We start from the raw sequence: 24,078 nt of genomic DNA, 5'->3' as shown, positions 1-24,078 counted from the left end.
GGCAAGCCAGCTCCCACATTGGCCATGCATTGCCCACAGAATCAGCGCCTGGCACAGATCCCCTGTGGGAGCGGGCTTGCTCGCGAAGGCGGTATGTCAGCCACTGAAGCTTTAACTGAACCACCGCTTTCGCAGGCAAGCCAGCTCCCACATTGGCCATGCATTGCCCACAGAATCGGCGCCTGGCGAAGATCCCCCTGTGGGAGCGGGCTTGCTCGCGAGAGCGGCGTGTCAGTCACTGAAGCTTTAACTGAACCACCGCTTTCGCAGGCCTGCTCCCACGTTGGGTCTACCCGCCCTAGCGGATCTGGTGTTTGTGCAGCAACCGGTAGAATGTCGGCCGGGAAATCCCCAGCACGCGGGCTGCGACACTGAGGTTGTCGCTGTGCCGGTTGAGCACATCGCACAGCGCTTGGCGTTCGGCGCGGTGTTTGTAGTCTTCCAGTGTTGCCATCGGTGCCGAAATAACCTGCTGGCCTTGCAGCCCCAGGTCAACCGCTTCGATCTGCCGCCCTTCGGCCAACACCAGGCCGCGGCGCACGCGGTTGGCCAGTTCACGCACATTGCCCGGCCACGGGTGTTGCCCCATCGCCACCAAGGCCTCTTCGCTGAAACTGCGCGGGCGCCGCCCGGTTTCCTGGCTATAGAAACGTGAAAAATGGTTGGCCAGCATCGCCACATCGCCATGGCGTTCACGCAACGGCGCGGTGACCACTTGCAGGACATTCAGGCGGTAATACAGGTCTTCGCGAAACGCGCCCTTCTCCACCGCGGCCTCAAGGTTGACGTGAGTGGCGGCCAACACGCGTACATCCACCGGTATCGGCTGGCTTCCGCCGACGCGTTCGATGTGCTTTTCCTGAAGAAAGCGCAACAAGTTGGCTTGCAGCTCCATCGGCAGATCGCCAATTTCATCGAGGAACAGCGTGCCGCCGTTGGCCGCTTCAATACGCCCGATTTTGCGCTGATGAGCGCCGGTAAACGCGCCTTTTTCGTGGCCGAACAGCTCGGACTGGATCAGGTGTTCAGGGATGGCGCCGCAGTTGATCGCGACAAACGGCTTGGCGTGCCGTTGGGATTGGCGGTGCAAAGTCTTGGCCACCAACTCTTTACCCGTGCCACTGTCACCGCGGATCAACACCGGGGATTCCGTCGGCGCCAGCTTGGACAACAACTTGCGCAACTCACGAATGGGGCGGCTCTCGCCCAGCAATTCGTGGGGCTCATCCACCGGCGCGTAGCCCTTGCCACGCAGGCGCGCCATGCCGAACGCACGGCCCAGGGTCACCTGCACCCGGGACACATCGAAGGGCAAGGTGTGGAAGTCGAAGAACCATTCGCAGACAAAATCGCCGACGTTCTGCAAACGCAGTACATCCTGGCTGAGCACGGCGATCCACTCGGTGCCGCTGCGACCAATCAACTCCTTGACCGCTTCGGGGCGTTCCAGGTGGTCACGTTGCAAACGCAGCAGGCCCACATCGCAGGAGCGCTCACCCACCGCCTCCAGGGCACAGCTGTCCACTTCCCAGCCGGCGGTGCGTAAACCGGGCAAGAGCCCGTGGCAGTCGTCACAGGGGTCGACCACCAGTAAGCGGCGTTGGGGGGGCGTCGCAATCATGACTATTCCTTGGCGCCAAGATTGTTAAAGTTATTTAGAAACAACAGTTTGTGGCGACTGCTGGTAACCCTAGCAAGATCTTGACGCTGACCTTGTACCATTTCGCTATAAGTGTGGGCAAAAAGCCATGCCTGTTTCGTAGCGCGCCCGAAGTTGCCCGCCAGTGAAAGGCTTATTGCGCTTTCAAAACAGCCGCTTACATGACGTCAATCAGGGAAAGTTAAAATTTCTTGCCCTAGCATGTGACCCGCACCCCACCATCGTGCATCAGTACAAGTAACCCACCGCACGGTCAGCCCAACCGCCGGTACTCACTTGAATGGGCATACAGAGAGAAGACCCAAATGAACGCTCCGCTGCGCATCAACGAAGCTCTTTTGATTGCAGACCGTGCTTTCCAGCCCTTTCAGTGCGTGGCCTGGCACGATGGCGTTGGCGCCCTCAGCCTGAGCGTCATCGACCGTACCAACACCCGCATCGGCAGCAAACAGCTGTCCTCCACTGCGTATACCGACCCGGCTCAACTTGAAAACCTATTGTTGCAGGCCCGTGCCGAGCTCGATAAAGAGGGCCACCAGTTGCAACAGTGGGCAATGCCGAAGTAATTGCATGCAGCAACTTCCAGCCCAAGTAAAACTTGAGCTGGAAGTTGTGCAGTCATACGTCAGTCATTAACGTGCGGTGAGAATAAAACGCTCGAACGCCTCGGCAGCGCCGTCCTCGACATTACTGCCGGTGACCACATTGGCTTGGCGCTTGACGGTTTCTTCGGCCTGGCCCATGGCAATCGACAACCCCGCCACATGAAACATCGCCGGGTCATTGCCACCGTCGCCAATCGCGGCCGTTTGCGCAAGCGGTACGCCCAGGTGCTCGGCCAGGGTTTTCAAGGCTTCGCCTTTGTTGGCCAGCATCGCGGTCACGTCCAGGTACACCGGTTGCGAACGCGACACCTGGGCCAACCCCTGCACTTTGGGCTGCAATTGCGCTTCAAGCTCCACCAACAACTGGGTGTTGTTGCTGGCGGCGACGATCTTGTCGACCCGGTCCAGGTACGGCTCAAAACTCTCTACCACCACCGGCCCATAGCCCAAGCCATCAGCTTCGCGCTGCACCATGGGCCCGGGCGGATCACGGCGCAGCCAGTCACCATCGGCAAACACCCAGACTTCCACGTCCGACTCGGCCGAAAACAGCGCCAGGGTGATCAGTGCCGCTTCCGCCGGCAGATGGTGGGCAACCAGGATGCTGCCATCCGGGTTGACCAACGTGCCGCCATTGAAGCCCGCCACCGGCACATCAATACCGAAGGTTTCGATCAAATGCCGCATGGCCTTGGGCGGACGCCCGCTGGCCAGACTGAAAAGCACCCCGGCCTCGCGCATCGCGCGAATGGCATCGGCGGTGCGTTGGCTGAGGCTGTGGTCGGGATGCAATAGCGTCCCGTCCACATCACTGAGGACAAACCGGATGGGTTGAATCGTGGCGTCACTCATCCGAGGCTATGCCAGGCACGGCCATCGCGGGCCAGCAAGGCATCGGCCGCCGCCGGGCCATCTTCACCCGCCTTGTAGGCCTGGATACCGTCATCTTGCTTCCACGCATCCAGGAACGGCTGCACCGCACGCCAACCGTTCTCGATGTTGTCGGCACGCTGGAACAAGGTCTGGTCGCCGGTCATGCAGTCATAGATCAGGGTTTCGTAACCCGTCGACGGCTGCATTTCGAAGAAGTCCTTGTAGTCAAAGCCCAATTCGATATTGGCCATCTCCAGGGTCGGCCCGGGCTGCTTGGCCAACAGGTCGAACCACATGCCTTCGTTCGGCTGGATCTGAATCTTCAGGTAAGTGGGCTTGAGCTCATCGACTTCGGTATCGCGAAATTGCGCATACGGCGCCTGCTTGAAGCAGATCACAATCTCGGTGTCGCGGATGCTCATGCGCTTGCCGGTCCGCAGGTAAAACGGCACACCGACCCAACGCCAGTTATCAATCATCACTTTCAGCGCGACGAAGGTCTCGGTGCTGCTGTCGGGCGCGACGTTGGCTTCTTCGCGATAACCGGGCAATGGCTTGCCGGCAATTTCTCCGGCGGTGTATTGGCCGCGCACCGAGTTGGCCCGCGCATCTTCCAGCGACCAGGGGCGGATCGCACCGACCACTTTGGCCTTCTCACCCCGCACCGCGTCGGCACCAAAGGCTGCCGGCGGTTCCATGGCAACCATCGCCAGCAACTGGAACAGGTGGTTGGGCACCATGTCCCGCAGCGTGCCGGTCTTCTCGAAGAAGTTGCCCCGGGTTTCAACGCCGACGGTTTCAGCGGCAGTAATTTGCACGTGATCGATGTAGTGGTTGTTCCAGAACGCTTCGAACAGCACGTTGGAGAAACGGCTGACCAGGATGTTCTGCACCGTCTCCTTGCCCAGGTAATGGTCGATGCGGTAGATCTGCTTCTCGCTCATCACCTTGAGCAGGCAGGCGTTGAGCGCCTCGGCGGTGGCCAGGTCGGAGCCGAACGGCTTCTCGATGACCACGCGGCGAAAGCCATCGTCGGTTTCATTCAACAAGCCGGCACTGCCCAGGCGCTGCACCACTTCACTGAAGAAGCGCGGTGCAGTGGCGAGATAGAACACCGCATTACCGGTGCCGCTGTCAGCGATCTTGCTGGCGATATCGGCATAGGTGCTGTCGTCGAGGAAATCGCCCTCGACGTAGCTGATGCCCTTGGCCAATTGCGCCCACAACGCAGGGTCGAGGGCGTTTTCGGCATTGCCCCGGACCTTGCTGGAGGCTTCGGTACGAATGAAGTCTTCGAGTTTCTTGGCAAAGTCCGCATCGCTGATGGCGTTGTGATCAACGCCGACAATACGCAGGCCATCGCCCAGCAACCCGTCGCGGCTCAGGTTGTACAGCGCCGGCATGAGCAGGCGCTTGACCAGGTCGCCATGGGCGCCAAACAGAAACAACGTGGTGGGTGGAGCAGGTTCGGCCTTAGGTTTTTTGCCGTTGGCGGTCATTTTTTGGAAGTCTCCACATGGCCGCCAAAGCCGAAGCGCATGGCAGACAGCATTTTGTCACCGTAGGTGCTCTGCTGGCGGGAACGGAAACGCGCGAACAGCGAGGTCGACAACACCGGAACCGGCACCGCCTGCTCCATGGCTGCTTCGATGGTCCAACGGCCTTCACCGCTGTCGGCCACGGAGCCTGAGTAGCCGTCCAGTTTCGGGTCGGTGGCCAGGGCGTCGGCGGTCAGGTCCAGCAGCCAGGACGACACCACGCTGCCACGACGCCAGACTTCGGCGATGTCGCCAACGTTGAGGTCAAAGCGTTGGTCTTCCGGCAGGTTTTCCGAGTTCTTGGTCTTGAGGATGTCAAAACCTTCGGCAAACGCCTGCATCATCCCGTACTCGATGCCGTTGTGGATCATCTTGACGAAGTGGCCCGAACCCGCTGGGCCGGCGTGGATGTAACCCTGCTCGGCACGTGGGTCGGCAGAGGCCGAACGGTCCTTGGTGCGCGGGATGTTACCCAGGCCCGGCGCCAGGCTTTTGAAGATCGGGTCGAGGCGATTCACGGTCTCGGTGTCGCCACCGATCATCATGCAATAGCCACGCTCCAGGCCCCAGACGCCGCCCGAGGTGCCCACGTCCACATAGTGCAGGCCCTTTTCAGCCAGGGCCTTGCCGCGACGCACGTCGTCCTTGTAGTTGGTGTTGCCGCCGTCGATGATCACATCGCCGTCTTCCAGCAGTTCGCTCAGCACGTTGATGGTGTCTTCGGTGGGCGCGCCCGCCGGCAACATCACCCAGACAGCGCGAGGCTTTTGCAGGCCGGCCACCAGCGCTTTCAAGTCGGCGACGCCGGTGGCGCCCTCCTCGCTCAGAGCTTTGACGAAGGCTTCGTTACGGTCGTATACAACGGTGGTATGCCCATTGAGCATCAGGCGCCGCGCAATGTTACCGCCCATGCGGCCTAGTCCGATAATCCCCAGTTGCATGTGCTGATGCTCCTAACTTCTAAAAAATGTGTGACATAGTTTATAGCGCAATGAGGCTAATGAGGGTTAGTCCAGAGCGGATCCGTGTAGTTTCATGACAAAAAAGTTGCCATCGTTTCACCATCACCCCGGCAAAAGTCACACGACCACCAAAAATAAAAAAGTTCCCTTGCAGCGAAAAAGAATTCAAACTTGCTTCCGACTGTTGCCAAAAACCTGTTTTGGCACCGCGATCTACCGGCTATTTGCGAGGTAAGCAATGAGCACAGCACAGATGACCCGTCCGCCACAGACCCTCTACGTCACTATCCGTCGCGATGAACTGCGCCAGTTGAAAGACGAGCGTGATCAGTTGCAACAGGAAGTCCTGCGCCTGCGTTCACACCTTCAAGCCCATCTCGATCAGCCGTCGGATGCCAAGCCTGCGCTGTGCTGAAGCCCGCGCCAGTAGCCTTGTAAGGCAATACCTACAGAAAACTCACAAAGTTTTCACACTCCCCTCTTGATACTCCCGTTCCGCGATGCCGCTCACTTCCTGGGCGGCCCGATGTTGCGCGCCTGTGCGCGACAATCTTTTTCTGATGGGGCGCTGGATGGCGATGTTCAAACGCAGCACGACGACTGCGAAAGGCTTTGATTGGGCCGGCCTTGGCTGGTTATTCCTGTTTTTCTGGTATTTCTCGGGTATTACCCAACTTCTTATCCAACTGACCGGCACCTCCGGCTTCAGTGGCTTCCGCCAGGCCTTCTTCATGAGTGCGCTGTGGCTGGCGCCGATGTTGCTATTCCCGCGTCGTACGCGCCTGCTCGCCGCCTTGATCGGCGTGGTGCTGTGGGCTTGCTCTATGGCGAGCCTGGGTTATTTCTTCATTTACCAGCAGGAGTTCTCCCAGAGCGTCATCTTCATCATGTTCGAGTCGAACATCTCTGAAGCCGGCGAATACGCCACCCAATACTTTGCCTGGTGGATCGTGCTGGCGTTCATTGCCCACACCGCCTTCGCCATCTTTCTGTGGACGCGCTTGCGCCCGGTGTACCTGCCGCGCGGCCAGTCGATCGTGGCAGCCATTGCCATCGTCCTGGCAGTGGTGGGCTACCCACTGGTCAAGCAGATCGCCACCAGCGAAACCATGGAATTGGCCATCGACCGTTTCGAAACCCGCATCGAGCCTGCCGTGCCTTGGCAGATGATCGTCGCCTACCGTCGCTACACCGAGCAGTTGGACAACATGCAAGGCATGCTCACCAGTGCGAGCAAGATCCCACCCTTGAACAACCTCAAGGACAGCATGGCCGGCCAGCCGTCCACACTCGTATTGGTGATCGGCGAGTCCACCAACCGCCAGCGCATGAGCCTCTACGGCTACCCGCGCAACACCACGCCGGAACTGGACAAGCTGCGCGACCAGTTGGCCGTGTTCGATAACGTCATCACCCCGCGCCCGTACACCATTGAAGCACTGCAACAGGTGCTGACCTTCGCCGACGAAGAAAACCCGGACCTGTACCTCAAGACGCCGTCGATTGTCAGCGTGATGAAACAGGCTGGCTACAAGACCTTCTGGATCACCAACCAGCAGACCATGACCAAACGCAACACCATGCTCACGACCTTTTCCGAACAGGCCGACGAGCAGGTGTACCTCAACAACAACCGCAACCAGAACGCCCGTCAGTACGACGGCGATGTACTGGCGCCGTTTTCCAAGGCCCTGGCCGATACCGCCGAGCGCAAGTTCATCGTGGTGCACCTGCTGGGCACCCACATGAGCTACCAGTACCGCTACCCGCCAACCTTCGACAAGTTCACCGACCGCCAGGGCGTGCCGGCGGGTGTCAGCGATGCGCAGTTGCCGACCTACAACAGCTATGACAACGCCGTGCTGTACAACGACTTCGTGGTCTCCAGCCTGATCAAGGACTACGCCAAGACCGACCCCAACGGCTTTTTGCTGTACCTGTCGGATCACGGCGAAGACGTGTTCGACTCCGCCGGCCATGACACCTTGGGCCGTAACGAAGGCAAGCCGACTGCGCCGATGTACACCATCCCGTTCATGGCCTACGCCTCGCCAAAATGGCGCGCAAGCCACGACTGGAGCTTTGCCGGCGACTTGCAGCGGCCTTACAGCAGTTCGCAGTTGATCCACACCTGGGCCGACATGGCAGGCTTGAGTTTCGACGAACTGGACCACAGCAAGAGCCTGGTGAGCGACAGCTTCAAGCCACGCCCGCTGTTGATCGGCAACCCTTACGAGACCAAGCAGAAGGCGCTTATCGACTTCAGCCTGATCAAGCCCAAGAAGGCCGACGGCGCCGAAGTGGTGGTCAAGTAAGCCAGGGCCTTGTAACAGAAAGATAACAATCATTCTCGTTTGAGCCTAAAGTTCCGCAGCTCCTTTCGTCTTTGAACCATGCCCTCCCTGCCTGGGGAGGTATCAAAGACGACAAGGAGTCTGCAGTGATGTTCGCGCCCTTCACCCGTTCCATGACCTTCACCCTCGGCCTGTTCAGCCTGGCGCTGAGCCCGGATTCGCTGGCCGACACCACCCCCGAAACAGCCCCTACCCAAGCCTTGGAACTGGGCGCGACCACTATCAGCGCCGACGGCCTGGGCTCCACCACCGAGCATACCGGCGCCTACACCACCGGTTCGATGAGCACCGCCACGCGGCTGAACCTCTCCGTCAAGGAAACCCCGCAATCGATCTCGGTGGTCACACGCCAGCAGATGGACGACTTCAATCTTAATACCCTGACGGAGGTGTTGCGCCAGACCACGGGCGTCAACGTTCAGCATTACGACTCCGATCGTGTCTACTACTCCGCCCGAGGCTATGGCATCAACAACTTCCAGGTTGACGGCATGCTCAACACCTTCGGCTACATGAAGACCGACGCCGACACCATCATCTACGACCGCATCGAAGTAGTGCGCGGCGCGACGGGCCTGACCACGGGCGCAGGCGACCCTTCGGCCACCGTCAACATGGTGCGCAAGCGCCCTACCGCGCAGTGGCAGGCCAAGACCGGCATCAGTGGCGCCAGCCATGACAACTACTACAGCTACGTTGATGTGGGCGGCCCGCTGGCGTTCGACGGCAAGCTGCGCGGGCGCAGCGTGCTGGCCTACCGCGACAGTCGGTCCTTTCGTGACAACTATGGGCTGCAGCGGGCAGTGGGCTACGGCATCCTCGAGGCTGATCTTTCCGACGATACCGTGCTGGCCGTCGGCTTTGATTACCAGGACAAACAGGTACAGGGCACCTCCTGGGGCACCGTGCCCTACTGGAACAGCCAGGGCGGCAAGGCCAGGCTACCCCGCTCCACCAACATGGCGGCGCACTGGAGCTCCTGGCCACTGACCGACAAGACCACCTTCGCCACCCTCGACCATCGGCTCGGCGGCGACTGGCACTTGAAGGCCGCCTACACCCATCGCCAAAGCGACACCGATGGCAAGGTGTATTACGGCGGCGCCGGCTTCCCCAACCCCGACCGCAGCGGCATGACGGCCTGGGCCAGCCATATGCGCGGTACCTCGCGCATGGAGGCCATCGACCTCAACCTGGCCGGTAGCTACACGCTGCTGGGCCGCGAACACGCGCTGATGATGGGCTATGGCGAAGCTGCGCAACGGGATGTCTCGCCCTTTATGCGCAGCGACCTGCCAGACAGCTACTACCCCATCCAGGACTGGAAGCACATGGGCGGCATCGGCAAGTTCACCGACCAGGTGACCGACCTGAAGGGTGAGCACAGCAAGAAGCAACAGAAAGCCGGTTACCTGGCCACGCGGCTGAGCCTCACAGACCGCTTGCACGCCGTGCTGGGCAGCCGTTACGGCAGTTGGGAGCTGGAAAGCGCAGAGCCCAAATACAATGCCAACGACCAACTCACCGCGTCGGGCAAAACCAGCCAGACCCACAATGATATGTGGACGCCCTACGCCGGCCTGCTCTACGACATCACGCCGCAATACACCGTTTACGCCAGCTATACCGACATCTTCAAACCCCAGAACAACCGCGATGCCAACAAGAAGTACCTGGAGCCCGTGGTCGGCAGTAACTACGAAGTGGGCCTCAAGGGCAGTGTGCTGAACGAGCGCTTGAACCTGGCCGCTGCGTACTTCTGGAGCACCCAGGACAACGTCGCCGAGCGAGATGACTCAGTACCGCCCAATCCGGTCACCGGCGAGGAATACTACAAATCCGGCGGCAAAGGTAACAAGGTCAACGGCTTCGAGCTGGAAGCCGCCGGGGAAATCACGCCAAACTGGAATCTGACCGCCGGCTATACCTACACCCATTCGGTCAATGGCTCAGACAAACGCACTAACACCAGCCAACCCTTGAACCTGCTGAAGATCTCCAGCGCCTATCGCCTGCCGGGCGCCTGGCGCAATCTGACGGTCGGCGGCGCCGTGAACTGGCAGAGCGAAACCTACGACTTCAGCAACCGCCCGACCGGGCAGCGCAACAGCGACGGCCGGCCGATCACCACCCGGGCGAAAATCACGCAACAGGGCTATACCGTGGTCAACATGATGTCACGCTACCAGTTCGACGAACAGGTTTCGGCGTCGGTCAACGTGAACAATCTCTTTGATAAGAAATACTACGAGCGCGTTGGTTTTTATAACGGTGTGTATTGGGGCGAGCCGCGTTCCGTCACGTTGGCGCTGGATTGGAAGCTGTAGCCGCGCACATTGAAGTTAACGAAACTGTTAACTTCAACTGCACTTTCAGTTAATTCCCACTTAATAAGATAACGCCATAGTCGCTCCATGATCTGATCACGGAGCGACCGGACACCTATCACTTTTAATTGGGAATACCGCGATGAAAATGTCGACCTTGATGCTGGCCAGCCTGATCACCCTGACCTCCGCCGCAGCCTTTGCAGAGGGCGGTGCAGAACGCTCCAAGGAGTTCTACAACAACTTCAGCTTTATTCAGGAAAAAACCCACGGCAAGGCTGAACAGCAAGTTGCCAGCGCCGATGGCAAGTCGGTTAAATCGGAGACTGTTGATCAGGCACAACCGAACAGTTGATTTAATGCTTACTTAATCCGTAGCACCCTGCGCCATTCTGCTCCTTTGGCAAAGGTTTATTGGGCGCCATTGAATGGCGCCCTTTTTTTGCCGGTTATTTATTACAACGGTTTATGCCAGAACAGCATCCGCCCATGGGCGGGATCAAACACTGAGTCGTCAAACCCGAACTTGCGGTATGCCGACTGCGCCAATTCATTGCCTTCCAGTACCTCGAGGGTGATCTTGCAGCAACCACGCTGCCGGGCGATTTCCTCGACCTTTTGCAGCATCTTCTGACTCAAGCCCAAGCCGCGGAATTGCTCCTTCACCACCACATCGTGGACGTTGATCAAGGGCCGGCAGGCGAAGGTCGAGAAGCCTTCAAAGCAATTGACCAACCCCGCTGGCTCACCTGCGGCAAACGCCAACACGCTGAACGCGTGTGGGCGCTTGGCCAGCTCGGCGGGCAGTTGCTGCAAGAGATCGGCTGGCAGGCTGTGGCCGCCGCCCATCGGATCTTCAGCGTAATGGTTGAGCAGCAGGCCAATGGCGTCGGCATGCACGGCGTTGGTATAGCTGGCTTGCAGCACCAGGATGTCTGGGGTGTCCATGTCCTTCCTCGATAGCGACAACCAGGGAATCGTTTCCCTTTGAGAGGGGCGATTGTAAGCGTGGAGTCGGCAGTAGATGAAGGAGATAAGCTACAAATAGCTGACAGAAAGTGCGAAGGTTGCGCGCATCAAAGCGCGCAATGAGCCCGCAAGCGGCGATTTTTCCTAGGTGGCGAAGCGTTGCAGTTGCATCTCCTGCAGCCGGCTCAGGGTGCGACGGAAAGGAAATTCCAGGTAACCATCGGTGTACAGGTGCTGCAACGGCACACGGGCTTCGATAAAGAGCGGCACCTTACGGTCGTAGCATTCGTCTACCAAGGCAATAAAGCGCCGTACGCTGTCATCGTGCACCGACAACTGCGGCAACTCTCGATCCCCAGCCACCACGCGCTCGGCGCCGTCTTCAGTGCCACGGGCAATTCGGCCCGGGCGTTTCTGTGCACTGAGGTTGGGGACGTCTCCCAGCAGGATGGCGCGGAAGCGATCACACAACAGCATGAAATCCATGGCGGCCAGGGGCTGCTCGCACAAGTCGGCATAACGGCACCAAAGCACGGTGTCACTGGCCTGCACCGTCATGATGGAGCGGTGCCCTACGCTTAATGCCCCGCGGATCACGGTTTGCCCTTGGCTCAATTGTTGAAACACCGCCGCCAGTGCCTCGGGTTGATTCACCCAATAGCGCTGCATGCCAGCGCCGGGATGCAAGCGATGATCCTCGCCACCGTCCACCGCCACCACCTGCATATGCTGCTTGAGCGCATCGATGCCCGGCAGGAAACGCTCACGGTTAAAGCCATCGGCATACAACTGGTCGGGCGGCTGGTTGGACGTACACACCATCACCACGCCTTCCTCGAACATCACCTGGAACAGGCGGCCGAGAATGATCGCATCCCCGATATCATTCACAAACAGCTCATCGAAGCACAGCACGCGCACGGCCTGGCTCAGCTCCCGGGCCAGCGCCTGCAAGGGGTCTTGGGTGCCCGTGAGCTGGAATAAGCGCTGGTGCACCCACGCCATGAAGTGGTGAAAATGCTGGCGCCGCGCCGGCACGCGCAGGCTTTGGTAGAACTGGTCCATCAGCCAGGTCTTGCCGCGCCCCACGGGGCCCCACAGGTACACGCCGGCAATCGGTGAACGCCCTTGGTGCAAGGCCTCGTGACAGGCTTGCAGGGCTTGGACCGCCCGGCGCTGGGCGTCATCGGCGACGAAACCTGGCTGGGTGATGGCGTGTTGATAAGCGGCGAGAGGCGAGTCGAAAGTCATGCTTGCCAGTATGACTGATACACCGGATATGTACTCAGCTTGATCCCGCGACGGCCTGCCAACCGACGCCTATCTACCTGGCCCCCCACGATCCAACTGTGGGAGCTGGCTTGCCTGCGATAGTGGCCTGACAGCCTATACCTATCTAACTGACACCCCCGCGATCCAACTGTGGGAGCTGGCTTGCCTGCGATGACGGCCTCACAGTCGACACTGTTATACCGAGTACATATCCATTGCTGCGCTAACGGCTACTTAGGGTTCCGCCCTGACGGCGGCTCACTTTGCAAAAGCCGGGATGCCGGCCCAGGCCAAAGTAAGCAAAACGCTCTGGCCCCACCACTCGGCACCTCGCTTAGGCTCGGTGTGCCCGTAATCCGCCAGCGTGGTTTAACGGGGCGCCTAAGATCAAAAGCAGATCAAGATCAAGAGCGGCTCGCTTCGCATCGTGGTTACCGTTTGCTGCTACAGCCCAAACAGTTGTATCGGGAGCAAGCAGCGTCGCATTAAAGCTACAGATCAGTGATTTCCTTGTGGCGCGGCACCAGCGTCTTCATCACGCTCCAGGCCACCAGGTAAGCCAGGGCGCAGATGGCGAACATGATCATGTAGCCGGTATGGATGTCGTTGATGGACTTGTAATAGTCGAACACCCAACCGCCGATCTTGGTCATGAGCACGCCGCCCAAGCCACCGGCCATGCCGCCAATGCCGACCACCGAGGCCACTGTTTTCTGCGGGAACATGTCGGACACGGTGGTGAATATATTGCATGACCACGCCTGGTGTGCCGAAGCGCCCACGCCGATCAGCAGCACCGGCACCCAGAAGCTGAGGTAACCCAGCGGCTGCGCCAGCAACACCACCAGCGGGAACAGCGCAATCACCAGCATGGCTTTCATGCGCCCGTCATAGGGGGCATCGCCGCGTGCCATGAAGTAGCTGGGGAACCAGCCGCCGCCAATGCTGCCGACCATGGTCATGCTGTACAGCACCGCCAACGGCATCACGATATCGGCGCCTTTCATGCCGTATTGGGCAGACAGGTAGGTGGGCAGCCAGAACAGGAAAAACCACCACACGCCGTCAGTCATGAACTTGCCGAAGGCAAACGCCCAGGTCTGGCGGTAGGTCAACAGTTTGAACCAGGAGACTTTCTTCCCTGAGGTGCCCGTCGGCGCCGGGGTGAACGGCTGTACGGTCTGGTCGCTGCGGATGTAGGCCAGCTCTTCAGGCGACAGACGTTTTTGCTGTTCCGGTTTTTCGTACACGGCGGCCCACACGCCTACCCACACAAAACCCAGCATGCCGATGACCATAAAGGCCGCCTCCCAGCCCCACAGGCCGGCAATCAAGGGGACACAGATGGGCGCCAGGATCGCGCCGACATTGGCGCCGGAGTTGAAGATGCCGGTAGCCAGGGAGCGTTCTTTCTTGGGGAAATATTCGGCAGTGGCCTTGATCGCGATCGGGAAGTTACCCGCTTCGCCAATCGCCAACACCGCCCGTGAAAGCATGAAGCCGGCGATCGACACCGGGATCACCGCCAGGCCAATGGCGCCGCTGACGGCTGCGATACCCTCGCCCATCGGCACCGAAAACGCATGCATGATCGCGCCGGTGGACCAGATACCAATCGCTACTACATAAGCGGCCTTGGTGCCGATCTTGTCGACGAAGCGCCCGGCAAACAGCATGGAAATGGCGTAGACAAACTGGAACACCGCCGCGATGTTGGCGTAATCGGTGTTGCTCCAGCCAAACTGCGTCGAGAGTTGCGGCGCCAACAGGCTGAGCACCTGGCGGTCGAGGTAATTGACCGTGGTGGCGAAAAACAACATCGCGCAGATCGTCCAGCGATAGCTGCCGACCGCCTGGCCGACACGAAGGGCACTGATGGGCTCGTTCAGATTCATGGCATCACTTTTTATTTTTGTTAGGTAGGACATATGTAACGTCATATGTCGTCGTACAACTGCGAGTTTTATAGCGAGACGCCCACGCAGTGTCAATCGCAAAGATTGCCGCTTATCGAGGATTTACGTGGAATAGGAAAATGTCAGGCTTGTGCAGTTGTAGGATGACAAACCCGGAGCACCAGGCTGGGCGCTTGACCGGGGACATCCTCCAGCAGGCCAAAACGTTGCATGCCGAGTTTCTCCAGTACGCGGATCGACGCAGCATGATCGGGCCGCACCAGGCCGAAGACTTCTGGTAAAGACAGGGTGTCGAACGCCAGCGCCAGTGCATCCCGCCCCAGCTCAGTGGCATACCCCTGCCCCCAGGCCTCGACGGCCAGGCGATAACCAAGGTTGATGCGCCGCTGCGTCAGGTAGTTAAGTGGCGCAATGCCGCCAAATCCGATGATGTGTTCGGGGCTCTCTTTCCGGGCAATTGCCCACCAGCCGTAACCCTGGGATGCCCATTGCTCCAGCCAGTGATCCAATAGCCGTTGTGCCGCATCCAGGTTGGGCAGCGGGCCGGCAGGATTGAACAAATTGGTCTGTGCATCACCGAAGATCGCGAACAATCGCTGAACGTCTGCGTGCCGTGGTTGGCGGTAGGTGAGCCGCGAGTGGCTGCTGGGCATATGACTGACTTCCCTGTTCTATCTAACAATGACAACCCCCTGTGGGAGCGCTCGAGCTTTAGCGAGGCCGCGATGGCGATAGTTCAGGCAACATAAATGCCAACAGTACCGCCGCCTTCGTAGCCTCGCCGGGGCTCGACAACTCCCACATTTGATCTGTTTTGCCGCTAGTTATGCATAGGCCTCGAAAACCGAAGGTTTCATCCCATGCGAGAAAAAATACACAAAGCGGTGAATTATTTCGTGTCCACTTGTATCTGAACTGACAGAGCGGTGCCATCGTAGCGATGGCACCTCCCCTGTTCAGCTTTTGAGTGGCCCGCATGAAACTACGTAAAAAACGCGTCAAACCCATCGGATTGAAAGACATCACCATTGTCGACGACAACAAGATGCGCAAGGCGATCACCGCCGCCGCACTTGGCAATGCCATGGAATGGTTCGACTTTGGCGTCTATGGCTTTGTCGCCTATGTGCTGGGCAAGGTGTTCTTCCCTGACGCTTCCCCCAGCGTGCAGATGATCGCAGCGCTGGCCACCTTCTCCGTCCCCTTCCTGATTCGCCCGCTGGGCGGCCTGTTCTTCGGCGCACTGGGCGATAAGTACGGGCGGCAAAAAGTCCTGGCCGCCACCATCGTGATCATGTCCCTGAGCACGTTCGCCATCGGCTTGATCCCCGGCTATGCCTCCATTGGCATCTGGGCGCCAATCCTGTTGCTGCTGTGCAAAATGGCCCAGGGTTTCTCGGTGGGCGGCGAGTACACCGGCGCGTCGATTTTCGTGGCTGAATACGCCCCGGACCGCAAGCGTGGCTTCCTTGGCAGTTGGCTGGACTTCGGCTCCATCGCCGGTTTCGTCCTCGGCGCGGGTGTGGTGGTGTTGATCTCCACCGTGCTCGGTGAAGCAGAATTCGAGGCCTGGGGCTGGCGCCTGCCGTTCTTCCTCGCCCTGCCTCTGGGCATCATCGGCCTGTACCTGCGCCACGCACTGGAAGAAACCCCAGCGTTCCAACAGCATGTCGACAAACTTGAACAGGGTGACCGCGAAGGCTTGAGCCACGGCCCTAAAGTCTCGTTCAAGGAAATCGCCACCAAGCACTGGCGCAGCCTGCTGACCTGCATCGGTATCGTCGCGGCTACCAACGTGACCTACTACATGCTGCTCACCTACATGCCGAGCTACCTGTCCCACAACCTGCACTATGCCGAAAACAGCGGCGTGCTGATCATCATCGCGATCATGGTCGGCATGTTGTTCGTGCAGCCGTTCATTGGCTTTGTCAGCGACAAGATCGGCCGCAAGCCGTTCATCATCGCCGGCAGCATTGGCCTGCTGTTCCTGTCGATCCCGGCTTTCATGCTGATCACCAGCGGCAAGACCGGCCTGATTTTCGGCGGTCTGTTGATTCTGGCGGTGGTGCTGAACTTCTTTATCGGTGTGATGGCTTCGACCTTGCCGGCGATGTTCCCCACCCACCTGCGCTACAGCGCCCTGGCCAGTGCCTTCAACGTCTCGGTACTGATCGCCGGTGTCACGCCCACTGCGGTGGCCTGGCTGGTGGAGAGCACCAACAACCTGTACATGCCCGCTTATTACTTGATGGTGTTCGCGGTGGTTGGCCTGATCACGGGCCTGACCATGAAGGAAACCGCCAACAAGCCCCTGCGCGGTGCGGCCCCGGCGGCTTCCGACATGGAAGAAGCCAAGGAGTTGCTGCAGGAGCATCACGACAATATCGAGCAGAAAATCGAAGACATCGACGCCGAGATTGCCGCGCTGCAAACCAAGCGGGAAAACCTGGTACAGCAACACCCGCGTATCAATTAATAACCTGACTGTGCGTGGTCGCGACCTGCGACCACGCCATTGGAGCGTTCAGCATGGTTTCAAGCGTCACCGCCGCACACAGGTTACTCAGCGCAGACGAGCGCGCCGCCATTGCCGAAATTGAAGCAACCACCAACATCCTCAAGCTGGTCACTCGTCTGACCGGGATGAGATTCGCCGGCATCGCCAAGTTCACTGACCAGGAATGGGTGGTGTGTTCGGCCTACGACCCGCTGCAAATGGGCATCAACGTCGACGACGTACTCGACCTTGAAACTACCCTGTGCAGTGAGTTCTGCATCAACCCACACACCCTGTTCATTCCCCAGATCAGCCAGAACGGCCGTTTCGCGTCACGCCCGGTGGTCAAGCAATACGCCATCGAAAGCTACGCCGGCGCGCCGATCTTCCTGCCCGATGGCCGCCTGTTCGGGGCGCTGTGTGCGCTGGACTCACGGGCCATGCTGTTCGACGACCCGAACCTGCCGGAAACCCTGAGCCTGTTCGCCCGGCTGATTGGCTGCATCTTCTACGCTAATTTGACCCCGGCGGATCACTGACACCCGCCCTGCCCCGCAGTGTTGCCATGTCGCGCTTGGGCGGCACCCCGAACAGCCGGCTGTACTCACGGCTGAATTGCGACGGGCTCTCATACCCGACTTTGAACGCGGCACTGGACACATCCTGGTGCTCGTTCAACATCAATCGTCGTGCTTCATTCAGACGCAGCCATTTCTGGTATTGCAGCGGGCTCATCGCGGTCAGTTGCCGGAAGTGATGGTGAAAGGTCGCCGCGCTCATTTGCACCCGCGCTGCCAGCTCTTCCACACGCAGGGTGACGTCGAAATTCAACTTCAGCCAATCGATGGCCTTGGCAATCCGGTAGCCCTGCCCGTCCACCGAGCAGATCTGGCGCAGTCGGCCGGCCTGGTCGCTTTTCAATAGCCGGTAATGAATCTCGCGCTGGATCAATGGCGCGAGTACCGGGATAGCCTCGGGTTCGTCCAGCAACGCCACCAGGCGCGCGAATGCGGCCAGCATGCCGTCGGTGACCGTGCCGATCCCCACACCCTTCATGACCGCACGCTCACGCACCGGCGGCAAGCCACCCTGGGCGATCAGCTCGGCGAGCATGCGCAGGTCCAGCTTGAACGTCAGCCCCAGGCACGGCTGCTCGGGGCTGGCCGCCAGCACCTCGGAATTGGCGGGGATGTCCAACGATGTCACCAGGAACCGGGACGTGTCGTAGGGATAGCCCTCGCCGCCCACCCACAACTGCTTCTCGCCCTGGGCCACCAGCACGATGCACGGCTCAACCATGCACACCACCGGCGCAGCGGGTTGCTCACGCCGATAAAAGCCCAGGCCGGGGATCGGCATGGCGTAGTCGCCGGGCGACGGCGTGCGCGAACCAATCGACTGGATCAGCGCGTTCAATGGGGTGGGAGTGGACGTCATGACAGACCCTTTCAATGCTTCATTGCACTTTACCCGCGCAAGCCACGGGCGTCGTCACCTGGCACTGAATCTCAGAGGATCAGGCAAGTAATCCACTCAAATGCACTACAGAAGCCCTGCCGTCACCCGGAAAATGTGCGGACACTTCACAAGGAACATCCCTATGAAACGCCTCTTGCTCGCCCTGGGTTTGCTGGTGACTTCTCTTTCTTCATTTGGAGCCGATATGTCCAACGGTGCGGATAACTTCTACAGCAGCAACACAGTGACGGCCGAACCTGTCACCTTCAACAATCAATACGGCATGCAGGTCGCAGGCACGCTGTTCGTGCCCAAGCACCTGGCCCCGGGCTCAAAGCACGCAGCCCTTGTCGTCGGCCACCCGATGGGGGCCGTCAAAGAGCAAAGCGCCAACCTCTACGCCACCAAAATGGCTGAACAGGGTTTCGTGACCCTGTCCCTGGACCTGTCGTTCTGGGGCCAAAGCGCCGGCACACCACGCAACGCGGTGTTGCCCGACCTCTACGTGGAAGACTTCAGCGCCGCCGTGGACTTTCTCGGCACTCACCCACAGGTCGACCGGGAACGCATCGGCGCCATCGGCATTTGTGGCAGCGGCAGTTTCGTGATCAGTGCGGCGAAGATCGATCCGCGTCTCAAGGCAATCGCCACGGTCAGCATGTACGACATGGGCGCGGCCAACCGCAATGGCCTCAAGCACGGCATGACCTTGCAACAGCGCCAGCAGATCCTGCGCCAGGCTGCCAACCAGCGCTATGTAGAATTCCAGGGCGGCGAGACCCTCTACACCGGTGGCACGCCGCAGAGCCTCACGGGCGATCCGATCGGCGACGAGTTCTACGACTTCTACCGTACCCCGCGCGGCGAAGTCACCCCAGCAGGCGCCTCATCGCAAACCACCACCCGGCCGACGCTGACCAGCAACGTCAAGTTCATGAACTTCTACCCCTTCAACGATATCGAGACGATCTCGCCACGCCCGCTGCTGCTGATTACCGGGGCCGACGCGCACTCCCGAGAATTCAGTGAAGACGCCTACCAACGCGCCGCCGAGCCCAAGCAATTGCTGATCATCCCCAACGCCGGCCATGTAGACCTTTACGACCGCGTCGAACTGATCCCGTTTGACACGCTCTCCACCTTCTTCCAGAGCCACTTGCAGTGAGTTCCGTTACCCCTCAACCGCAACGCTGGGGCGCGGTGCTGGCGATGTCGCTGGCGGCGTTTGCCTTGGTCGCCTCCGAGTTCATGCCGGTCAGCCTGCTGACACCGCTGGCGGCTGACTTGCAGATCACTGAAGGCCAGGCCGGCCAGGGCATTTCCGTGTCCGGGGTGTTTGCCCTGCTCACCAGCCTGGTGATCGCGGCGGTTGCCGCGCGGATGGATCGCAAGCGCCTGCTGATGGCCTTGACCTTACTGATGATCGTCTCGGGCAGCGTGGTGGCGTTCGCACCGAATTACGCGGTATTCATGCTCGGGCGCGCGTTGATTGGCCTGGCAATTGGCGGCTTCTGGTCACTGTCGGCGGCCACGGCAATGCGCCTGGTCGAGCCCGCCCAAGTGCCACGGGCCTTGGCCATCGTCAACGGTGGCAACGCCCTGGCGACGGTGATCGCGGCGCCGCTGGGCAGCTTTCTTGGCGGCCTGATTGGCTGGCGCGGCGCATTCTTTTGCGTGGTGCCAGTGGCCGTGATTGCGCTGGCCTGGCTGTGGCTGAGCTTGCCGGCGCTCAAGCACAGCGGCACGGCGGCCACCGGCAATGCGCTGCGCCTGCTGAAAAACCCCAAGGTGACCTTGGGCATGTGCGCTGTCAGCCTGTTCTTCATGGGCCAGTTCATGCTGTTCACTTACCTGCGGCCGTTCCTGGAAGGCGTGACCCGGGTCGAGGTGTCCACCCTGTCGCTGATGCTGCTGGTGCTCGGCCTGGCCGGCCTGGCGGGTACGGTGTTGATTGAGCACTTGCTCAAGCGCCACCTCTACCCGACGCTGATTGCCATCCCGCTGATCATGGCCGGCATTGCCCTTGCGCTGGTGGCGTTCGGTGGTTCAGCGATTGTCACCACCGTGCTGTTGGGCTGCTGGGGCCTGGTGGCCACTGCTGCGCCCGTTGGCTGGTGGACATGGCTGGCCCGCGCCTTGCCCGACGACGCCGAGGCCGGCGGGGGATTGATGGTCGCCATCATCCAGCTGGCGATTGCCGCCGGCGCCACCGTCGGTGGTGTGGCATTCGACGTGAGCGGCTATCAGGCCACCTTCGAGCTGAGCGCCGCCTTGCTGGTGATCGCCACGCTGCTCGCTTACCTGGCATCGCGCCGCCCTGCTCATGCGCGCATGGCGAGCGGCACTACTTGAAAAAATGACTCGGCGTTTTGCCAAACTGTTTCTTGAACATGCTGGTAAAAGCGCTGGGGCTTTCATAGCCCAATTCAAACGCCACATCGATGATCTTCTGCCCCACCGCAATGCGTTCCAGCGCCAGCAATAGCCGCGCTTGCTGGCGCCACTGGCCGAAGGTCATGCCGGTTTCCTTGCGGAACAGGCGCTGGATGGTGGTTTGGTCCAACCCCAACCGCGCACTCCAGTCGGCGACGGTGGAGGCATCACTCGGCTCGTCCTGCAACGCCAGGCAGATCGGGCTCAGGCGTGGGTCGGCAGGCTGGGGCAAAGACAGCGGCAAGGCCGGCAGGATAGCCAGTTCATCAAGAATCAGGTGCATGATCCGCGCGTCGCGTGAATCCTCGGCATACGGCGGTTTCAGGCTCACCGAGGCCTTGATCAGTTCACTCAGCAGCGGCGAGACCGTCACCGTCTTGGGCTCGGCCGGCAGGTTGGGGAAGCGGTCCGGGCGCACGAACACGCTGCGCATCTGCAGCGTACCCACGCAGCGCAGCGAGTGAACTTGACCGCAAGGCATCCAAAAGCCACGATTGGGCGGCACCGTCCATTGCCTCAGGGCCGAGTACACCACCATCACACCGCCAATGGCGTACAGCAGTTGGTGCTTGTTGTGGCTGTGTTCGGGGATCACCCAGTTTTCGGGGTAATCAGTGGCCGAGCTGATGACGGCCCAATCGCCCTCATCGATTTCTCGCAGAAATTTATCCAGTGATTTGATCATTTCGCCCTTTTTGCGATGGTTTCTGCCCGAATTGCGCGAGACAGGCATTGGCGCCGAATCTAGCATAAACGCCGAGTCCAGATGGAGTGGCGGTTCACATCACCGCCGCCCGCCTCCACGCCTGTCAGCTGCCTTGTACGGAATGCCCGCATGTCCACAGTCACAGCGTCACCCGCAGCACCTTCGACCAGCCCGCAAGTAAGCCCCTTAGTCATGCGCGTCCTGGGCGCCTGTGCCCTGGCGCACCTGATCAATGACTTGATCCAGGCGGTGCTGCCATCGATCTACCCGATGCTCAAGGCCAACTACGGCCTGAGCTTCACCCAGGTCGGCCTGATCACCCTGACCTTCCAGTTGACCGCCTCGCTGCTGCAACCGTGGATCGGCTACCACACCGACCGCCACCCCAAACCCTGGCTATTGCCGGCGGGCATGGTGTGCACCTTGGTCGGCATCTTGATGCTGGCCTTTGTCGGCAACTTCCCGGCGATATTGCTCGCGGCGGCGCTGGTGGGTGTGGGCTCATCGACCTTCCACCCGGAAACCTCCCGCGTCGCACGCCTGGCTTCCGGTGGGCGCTACGGCCTGGCGCAATCGACCTTCCAGGTCGGCGGCAACACCGGCAGCGCTTTCGGCCCGTTGCTGGCGGCGGCGATCATCATTCCCTACGGCCAAAGCCACATTGCCTGGTTCGGCCTGTTTGCGGTGTTCGCCATCCTGGTGCTGTACGGCTTGAGCCGCTGGTACCGCCACCACCTCAACCTGTTCAAGCTCAAGCAAGGCAGCCAGGCCACCCACGGTTTGTCCAAAGGCCGCGTGACCTTCGCCCTGGTGGTATTGGCTGTGCTGGTGTTTTCCAAATACTGGTACATGACCAGCCTGACCAGTTACTTCACGTTCTACCTGATCGAAAAATTCCAGCTGTCGGTGGCCAGCTCGCAGATGTACCTGTTCCTGTTTCTCGGGGCAGTGGCCGTGGGCACCTTTGCCGGTGGCCCGATCGGCGACAAGATCGGCCGCAAGAAAGTCATCTGGTTCTCGATCCTCGGCGCCGCACCGTTCACCCTGGCCCTGCCCTACGTCGACCTGTTCTGGACCGCCGTACTCAGCGTGGTCATCGGCTTTATCATCGCCTCGGCGTTCTCGGCCATCGTGGTGTTTGCCCAGGAACTGGTGCCGGGCAATGTGGGCATGATCGCCGGGATATTCTTCGGCCTGATGTTCGGCTTCAGCGGGATTGGCGCGGCGCTGCTCGGGATGCTCGCTGACCATCACGGCATCGAGTACGTGTACAAGCTGTGCTCGTTCCTGCCGTTGGTGGGTATCCTCACGGTACTGTTGCCGTCGACCAAAGGCGTTTGACGGTTGCTGTAGGAGCGAGCTTGCTCGCGAAAAACTGACAGACGCCGCGTATATCAGGACACACGCGTTATCGTTGACGTTTTTCGCGCGCAAGAACAAGAACTAGGCGTGCCCCTCGCTCCTACAGGTTATGACTGACCCTCACACTGCGCCCGGTCTTCACCGACTCCAGCGCACAATCAGCCAGATGCAACGCATACAAACCATCACGCATACTGGTGGGCAACTCGCGCCCCTCATTCAGCGCATCGATGAACTGCGTCAGCTCATTGCGATACGCATCCGCGTAACGCTCAAGGAAAAAATGCTGCAACGGTTCCAACGCTTCGGTGTGCTCAGCGCTCCAATGGCGCACGGTGCTGGGCCGGTGATTGTCGGTCAGCAGCACGCCGCTGGCGCCGGAAACTTCTACGCGCTGGTCGTAGCCATACACCGCCTGGCGGCAGCAGTTGATATGGCATTGTTTGCCCGAAGCGGTGCGTAGCAAGACCATGACGCTGTCGTAGTCGTCGATCTGCTCCAGGGTCGGGTCCACCAGGCGGCTGGCGAAGGCGCTGACTTCCACGGGTTCCTCGCCGAGCAAGTGGCGAGCAGTGTCAAAGTCATGGATGGTCATGTCGCGCAGGATCCCCCCGGAGTGTTCCAGGTAGTCACGCGGTGCCAGGCCAGGGTCGCGACTGGTGATGATCACCTGGCGCACGGCGCCGATCTGGCCGGCGTCCAGCGCCTGGCGCAGGCGCAGCATGTCGGGGTCGAAGCGCCGGTTAAAGCCAAGCATTACCTTGCCGCCCTGGCGCTCTACGGTTTGCGCAGCGCTGCGCGCCTTGGCGATGTCCAGGTCGATGGGTTTTTCGCAGAGCACCGCCTTGCCCTGGGCCACCGCAGCCAGTAACAGGTCGATGTGGGTGTCGGTGGGCGTGCCGATCACCACCGCATCGATGTCCTCGCGGCTCAGCACGGTGGCGCAGTCATACGCGGCCTCGCAGCCCAACTGGGTGCTCAAGGCATCGACACCTGCGCGCCAGGGATCGGCCACCAACACCAGCGTGGCATTGGGATGGGCGGCAACGTTGGCGGCGTGGATCTTGGCGATGCGCCCGGCACCTAGAACGGCGATACGTAGCATGGTCGAACTCCTGGATTATTATTGGATAGGGTGTTTCA

21 protein-coding genes are annotated in these 24,078 nt (G+C 60.2%); 10 read left to right on the top strand and 11 right to left on the bottom strand.

Translation table 11 applies throughout. The features are described 5' to 3' along the window. Positions 1-298: 298 nt before the first annotated feature. Positions 299-1,621, bottom strand: coding sequence for a sigma-54 dependent transcriptional regulator (locus QK296_RS21810; RefSeq protein ID WP_003190886.1), 1,323 nt, complete (start codon positions 1,619-1,621; stop codon positions 299-301). A gap of 344 nt (positions 1,622-1,965) precedes the next feature. Between QK296_RS21810 and QK296_RS21805 the strand changes: the two genes are divergently transcribed. Then, complete coding sequence (locus QK296_RS21805) at positions 1,966-2,226, top strand: hypothetical protein (protein WP_003190885.1); 261 nt, start codon at positions 1,966-1,968, stop codon at positions 2,224-2,226. Between the two features lie 66 nt (positions 2,227-2,292). Here QK296_RS21805 and QK296_RS21800 read toward each other — a convergent pair whose 3' ends face one another. The 3 genes from QK296_RS21800 to gnd are packed head-to-tail and all read right to left on the bottom strand — an operon-like array spanning position 2,293 to position 5,617. Continuing rightward, the gene (locus QK296_RS21800) at positions 2,293-3,117 is read right to left on the bottom strand and encodes an HAD family hydrolase (protein ID WP_094775403.1); all 825 of its coding nucleotides are present in this window, start codon (positions 3,115-3,117) and stop codon (positions 2,293-2,295) included. After that, a complete protein-coding gene (gene zwf / locus QK296_RS21795) occupies positions 3,114-4,637 on the bottom strand; it encodes a glucose-6-phosphate dehydrogenase (protein WP_003190883.1) in 1,524 nt (507 codons plus the stop codon). Before zwf ends, QK296_RS21800 begins: the two co-directional genes overlap by 4 nt. Then, the gene (gene gnd / locus QK296_RS21790; protein WP_003190882.1) at positions 4,634-5,617 is read right to left on the bottom strand and encodes a phosphogluconate dehydrogenase (NAD(+)-dependent, decarboxylating); all 984 of its coding nucleotides are present in this window, start codon (positions 5,615-5,617) and stop codon (positions 4,634-4,636) included. The genes zwf and gnd overlap by 4 nt, the downstream gene beginning before the upstream one ends. Before the next feature lie 259 nt (positions 5,618-5,876). Between gnd and QK296_RS21785 the strand changes: the two genes are divergently transcribed. The 4 genes from QK296_RS21785 to QK296_RS21770 all read left to right on the top strand — a co-directional run bounded on the left by QK296_RS21785 (position 5,877) and on the right by QK296_RS21770 (position 10,674). Next, positions 5,877-6,053, top strand: a complete 177-nt coding sequence (locus QK296_RS21785) for a DUF6026 family protein (RefSeq protein WP_153475996.1) — start codon at positions 5,877-5,879, stop codon at positions 6,051-6,053. Between the two features lie 157 nt (positions 6,054-6,210). Next, positions 6,211-7,953, top strand: a complete 1,743-nt coding sequence (locus QK296_RS21780) for a phosphoethanolamine transferase CptA (RefSeq protein WP_169855324.1) — start codon at positions 6,211-6,213, stop codon at positions 7,951-7,953. Positions 7,954-8,081: 128 nt separating this feature from the next. Further along, positions 8,082-10,319 (top strand): TonB-dependent siderophore receptor, encoded by a 2,238-nt coding sequence (locus QK296_RS21775; protein ID WP_169855323.1) that lies wholly within the window; start codon positions 8,082-8,084, stop codon positions 10,317-10,319. Positions 10,320-10,461: 142 nt separating this feature from the next. Continuing rightward, the gene (locus tag QK296_RS21770; RefSeq protein ID WP_034135463.1) at positions 10,462-10,674 is read left to right on the top strand and encodes a hypothetical protein; all 213 of its coding nucleotides are present in this window, start codon (positions 10,462-10,464) and stop codon (positions 10,672-10,674) included. Positions 10,675-10,775: 101 nt separating this feature from the next. Here QK296_RS21770 and QK296_RS21765 read toward each other — a convergent pair whose 3' ends face one another. From QK296_RS21765 to QK296_RS21750, 4 genes are all read right to left on the bottom strand, one after another. Beyond that, the gene (locus QK296_RS21765) at positions 10,776-11,267 is read right to left on the bottom strand and encodes a GNAT family N-acetyltransferase (RefSeq protein ID WP_137204722.1); all 492 of its coding nucleotides are present in this window, start codon (positions 11,265-11,267) and stop codon (positions 10,776-10,778) included. 165 nt (positions 11,268-11,432) lie between these two features. Further along, complete coding sequence (gene zapE, locus QK296_RS21760; RefSeq protein ID WP_282391298.1) at positions 11,433-12,539, bottom strand: cell division protein ZapE; 1,107 nt, start codon at positions 12,537-12,539, stop codon at positions 11,433-11,435. A gap of 512 nt (positions 12,540-13,051) precedes the next feature. Further along, a complete protein-coding gene (locus QK296_RS21755) occupies positions 13,052-14,455 on the bottom strand; it encodes an MFS transporter (protein ID WP_003190873.1) in 1,404 nt (467 codons plus the stop codon). A gap of 143 nt (positions 14,456-14,598) precedes the next feature. After that, positions 14,599-15,129, bottom strand: a complete 531-nt coding sequence (locus QK296_RS21750; protein WP_169855321.1) for a GNAT family N-acetyltransferase — start codon at positions 15,127-15,129, stop codon at positions 14,599-14,601. 323 nt (positions 15,130-15,452) lie between these two features. On the opposite strand from QK296_RS21750, the gene proP reads away from it, so the two are divergent. Beyond that, complete coding sequence (proP, locus tag QK296_RS21745) at positions 15,453-16,955, top strand: glycine betaine/L-proline transporter ProP (protein WP_032892100.1); 1,503 nt, start codon at positions 15,453-15,455, stop codon at positions 16,953-16,955. A 53-nt stretch (positions 16,956-17,008) separates the two neighbouring features. Then, positions 17,009-17,515, top strand: a complete 507-nt coding sequence (locus tag QK296_RS21740) for a GAF domain-containing protein (protein WP_020302594.1) — start codon at positions 17,009-17,011, stop codon at positions 17,513-17,515. Here the strand turns inward: QK296_RS21740 and QK296_RS21735 are convergent. Then, positions 17,490-18,413 carry an AraC family transcriptional regulator gene (locus tag QK296_RS21735; protein WP_094775525.1) on the bottom strand — a complete coding sequence of 308 codons (924 nt, stop codon included), beginning with the start codon at positions 18,411-18,413 and terminating at the stop codon, positions 17,490-17,492. The two genes, QK296_RS21740 and QK296_RS21735, sit on opposite strands and share 26 nt — an antisense overlap. A 163-nt stretch (positions 18,414-18,576) precedes the next feature. Between QK296_RS21735 and QK296_RS21730 the strand changes: the two genes are divergently transcribed. Together QK296_RS21730 and QK296_RS21725 are read left to right on the top strand one after the other, a co-directional pair. Continuing rightward, complete coding sequence (locus QK296_RS21730) at positions 18,577-19,599, top strand: alpha/beta hydrolase (protein WP_282391297.1); 1,023 nt, start codon at positions 18,577-18,579, stop codon at positions 19,597-19,599. Then, positions 19,596-20,786 (top strand): MFS transporter, encoded by a 1,191-nt coding sequence (locus tag QK296_RS21725; RefSeq protein WP_057709890.1) that lies wholly within the window; start codon positions 19,596-19,598, stop codon positions 20,784-20,786. Before QK296_RS21730 ends, QK296_RS21725 begins: the two co-directional genes overlap by 4 nt. Here QK296_RS21725 and QK296_RS21720 read toward each other — a convergent pair. Next, complete coding sequence (locus QK296_RS21720) at positions 20,779-21,600, bottom strand: helix-turn-helix transcriptional regulator (RefSeq protein ID WP_169855374.1); 822 nt, start codon at positions 21,598-21,600, stop codon at positions 20,779-20,781. The genes QK296_RS21725 and QK296_RS21720 overlap by 8 nt on opposite strands. A 102-nt stretch (positions 21,601-21,702) precedes the next feature. On the opposite strand from QK296_RS21720, the gene QK296_RS21715 reads away from it, so the two are divergent. Next, positions 21,703-22,914 (top strand): MFS transporter, encoded by a 1,212-nt coding sequence (locus tag QK296_RS21715; protein WP_034135455.1) that lies wholly within the window; start codon positions 21,703-21,705, stop codon positions 22,912-22,914. Positions 22,915-23,035: 121 nt separating this feature from the next. Here the strand turns inward: QK296_RS21715 and iolG are convergent, their stop codons facing one another. Further along, positions 23,036-24,040: an inositol 2-dehydrogenase gene (iolG, locus tag QK296_RS21710; protein WP_003190860.1), complete on the bottom strand. Its 1,005-nt coding sequence runs from the start codon at positions 24,038-24,040 to the stop codon at positions 23,036-23,038. Between the last annotated feature and the right edge of the window lie 38 nt (positions 24,041-24,078).

This window comes from Pseudomonas sp. AL10 (assembly GCF_029960685.1).
Taxonomy (GTDB): Bacteria; Pseudomonadota; Gammaproteobacteria; order Pseudomonadales; family Pseudomonadaceae; genus Aquipseudomonas; species Aquipseudomonas lactis.
This window is presented reverse-complemented; position numbering and strand designations above follow the sequence as displayed.

Excerpts from the sequence above, each read along its gene's own strand:
- QK296_RS21730 (WP_282391297.1), top strand. The coding sequence starts at position 18,577 with ATGAAACGCCTCTTGCTCGCCCTGGGTTTGCTGGTGACTTCTCTTTCT.
- iolG (WP_003190860.1), bottom strand. The coding sequence starts at position 24,040 with ATGCTACGTATCGCCGTTCTAGGTGCCGGGCGCATCGCCAAGATCCAC.
- QK296_RS21775 (WP_169855323.1), top strand. The coding sequence starts at position 8,082 with ATGTTCGCGCCCTTCACCCGTTCCATGACCTTCACCCTCGGCCTGTTC.
- QK296_RS21750 (WP_169855321.1), bottom strand. The coding sequence starts at position 15,129 with ATGCCCAGCAGCCACTCGCGGCTCACCTACCGCCAACCACGGCACGCA.
- QK296_RS21765 (WP_137204722.1), bottom strand. The coding sequence starts at position 11,267 with ATGGACACCCCAGACATCCTGGTGCTGCAAGCCAGCTATACCAACGCC.
- QK296_RS21805 (WP_003190885.1), top strand. The coding sequence starts at position 1,966 with ATGAACGCTCCGCTGCGCATCAACGAAGCTCTTTTGATTGCAGACCGT.
- zapE (WP_282391298.1), bottom strand. The coding sequence starts at position 12,539 with ATGACTTTCGACTCGCCTCTCGCCGCTTATCAACACGCCATCACCCAG.
- zwf (WP_003190883.1), bottom strand. The coding sequence starts at position 4,637 with ATGACCGCCAACGGCAAAAAACCTAAGGCCGAACCTGCTCCACCCACC.
- QK296_RS21740 (WP_020302594.1), top strand. The coding sequence starts at position 17,009 with ATGGTTTCAAGCGTCACCGCCGCACACAGGTTACTCAGCGCAGACGAG.
- QK296_RS21715 (WP_034135455.1), top strand. The coding sequence starts at position 21,703 with ATGTCCACAGTCACAGCGTCACCCGCAGCACCTTCGACCAGCCCGCAA.
- QK296_RS21770 (WP_034135463.1), top strand. The coding sequence starts at position 10,462 with ATGAAAATGTCGACCTTGATGCTGGCCAGCCTGATCACCCTGACCTCC.
- proP (WP_032892100.1), top strand. The coding sequence starts at position 15,453 with ATGAAACTACGTAAAAAACGCGTCAAACCCATCGGATTGAAAGACATC.
- QK296_RS21785 (WP_153475996.1), top strand. The coding sequence starts at position 5,877 with ATGAGCACAGCACAGATGACCCGTCCGCCACAGACCCTCTACGTCACT.
- QK296_RS21810 (WP_003190886.1), bottom strand. The coding sequence starts at position 1,621 with ATGATTGCGACGCCCCCCCAACGCCGCTTACTGGTGGTCGACCCCTGT.
- QK296_RS21780 (WP_169855324.1), top strand. The coding sequence starts at position 6,211 with ATGGCGATGTTCAAACGCAGCACGACGACTGCGAAAGGCTTTGATTGG.
- QK296_RS21720 (WP_169855374.1), bottom strand. The coding sequence starts at position 21,600 with ATGCCTGTCTCGCGCAATTCGGGCAGAAACCATCGCAAAAAGGGCGAA.
- QK296_RS21755 (WP_003190873.1), bottom strand. The coding sequence starts at position 14,455 with ATGAATCTGAACGAGCCCATCAGTGCCCTTCGTGTCGGCCAGGCGGTC.
- QK296_RS21735 (WP_094775525.1), bottom strand. The coding sequence starts at position 18,413 with ATGACGTCCACTCCCACCCCATTGAACGCGCTGATCCAGTCGATTGGT.
- QK296_RS21800 (WP_094775403.1), bottom strand. The coding sequence starts at position 3,117 with ATGAGTGACGCCACGATTCAACCCATCCGGTTTGTCCTCAGTGATGTG.
- gnd (WP_003190882.1), bottom strand. The coding sequence starts at position 5,617 with ATGCAACTGGGGATTATCGGACTAGGCCGCATGGGCGGTAACATTGCG.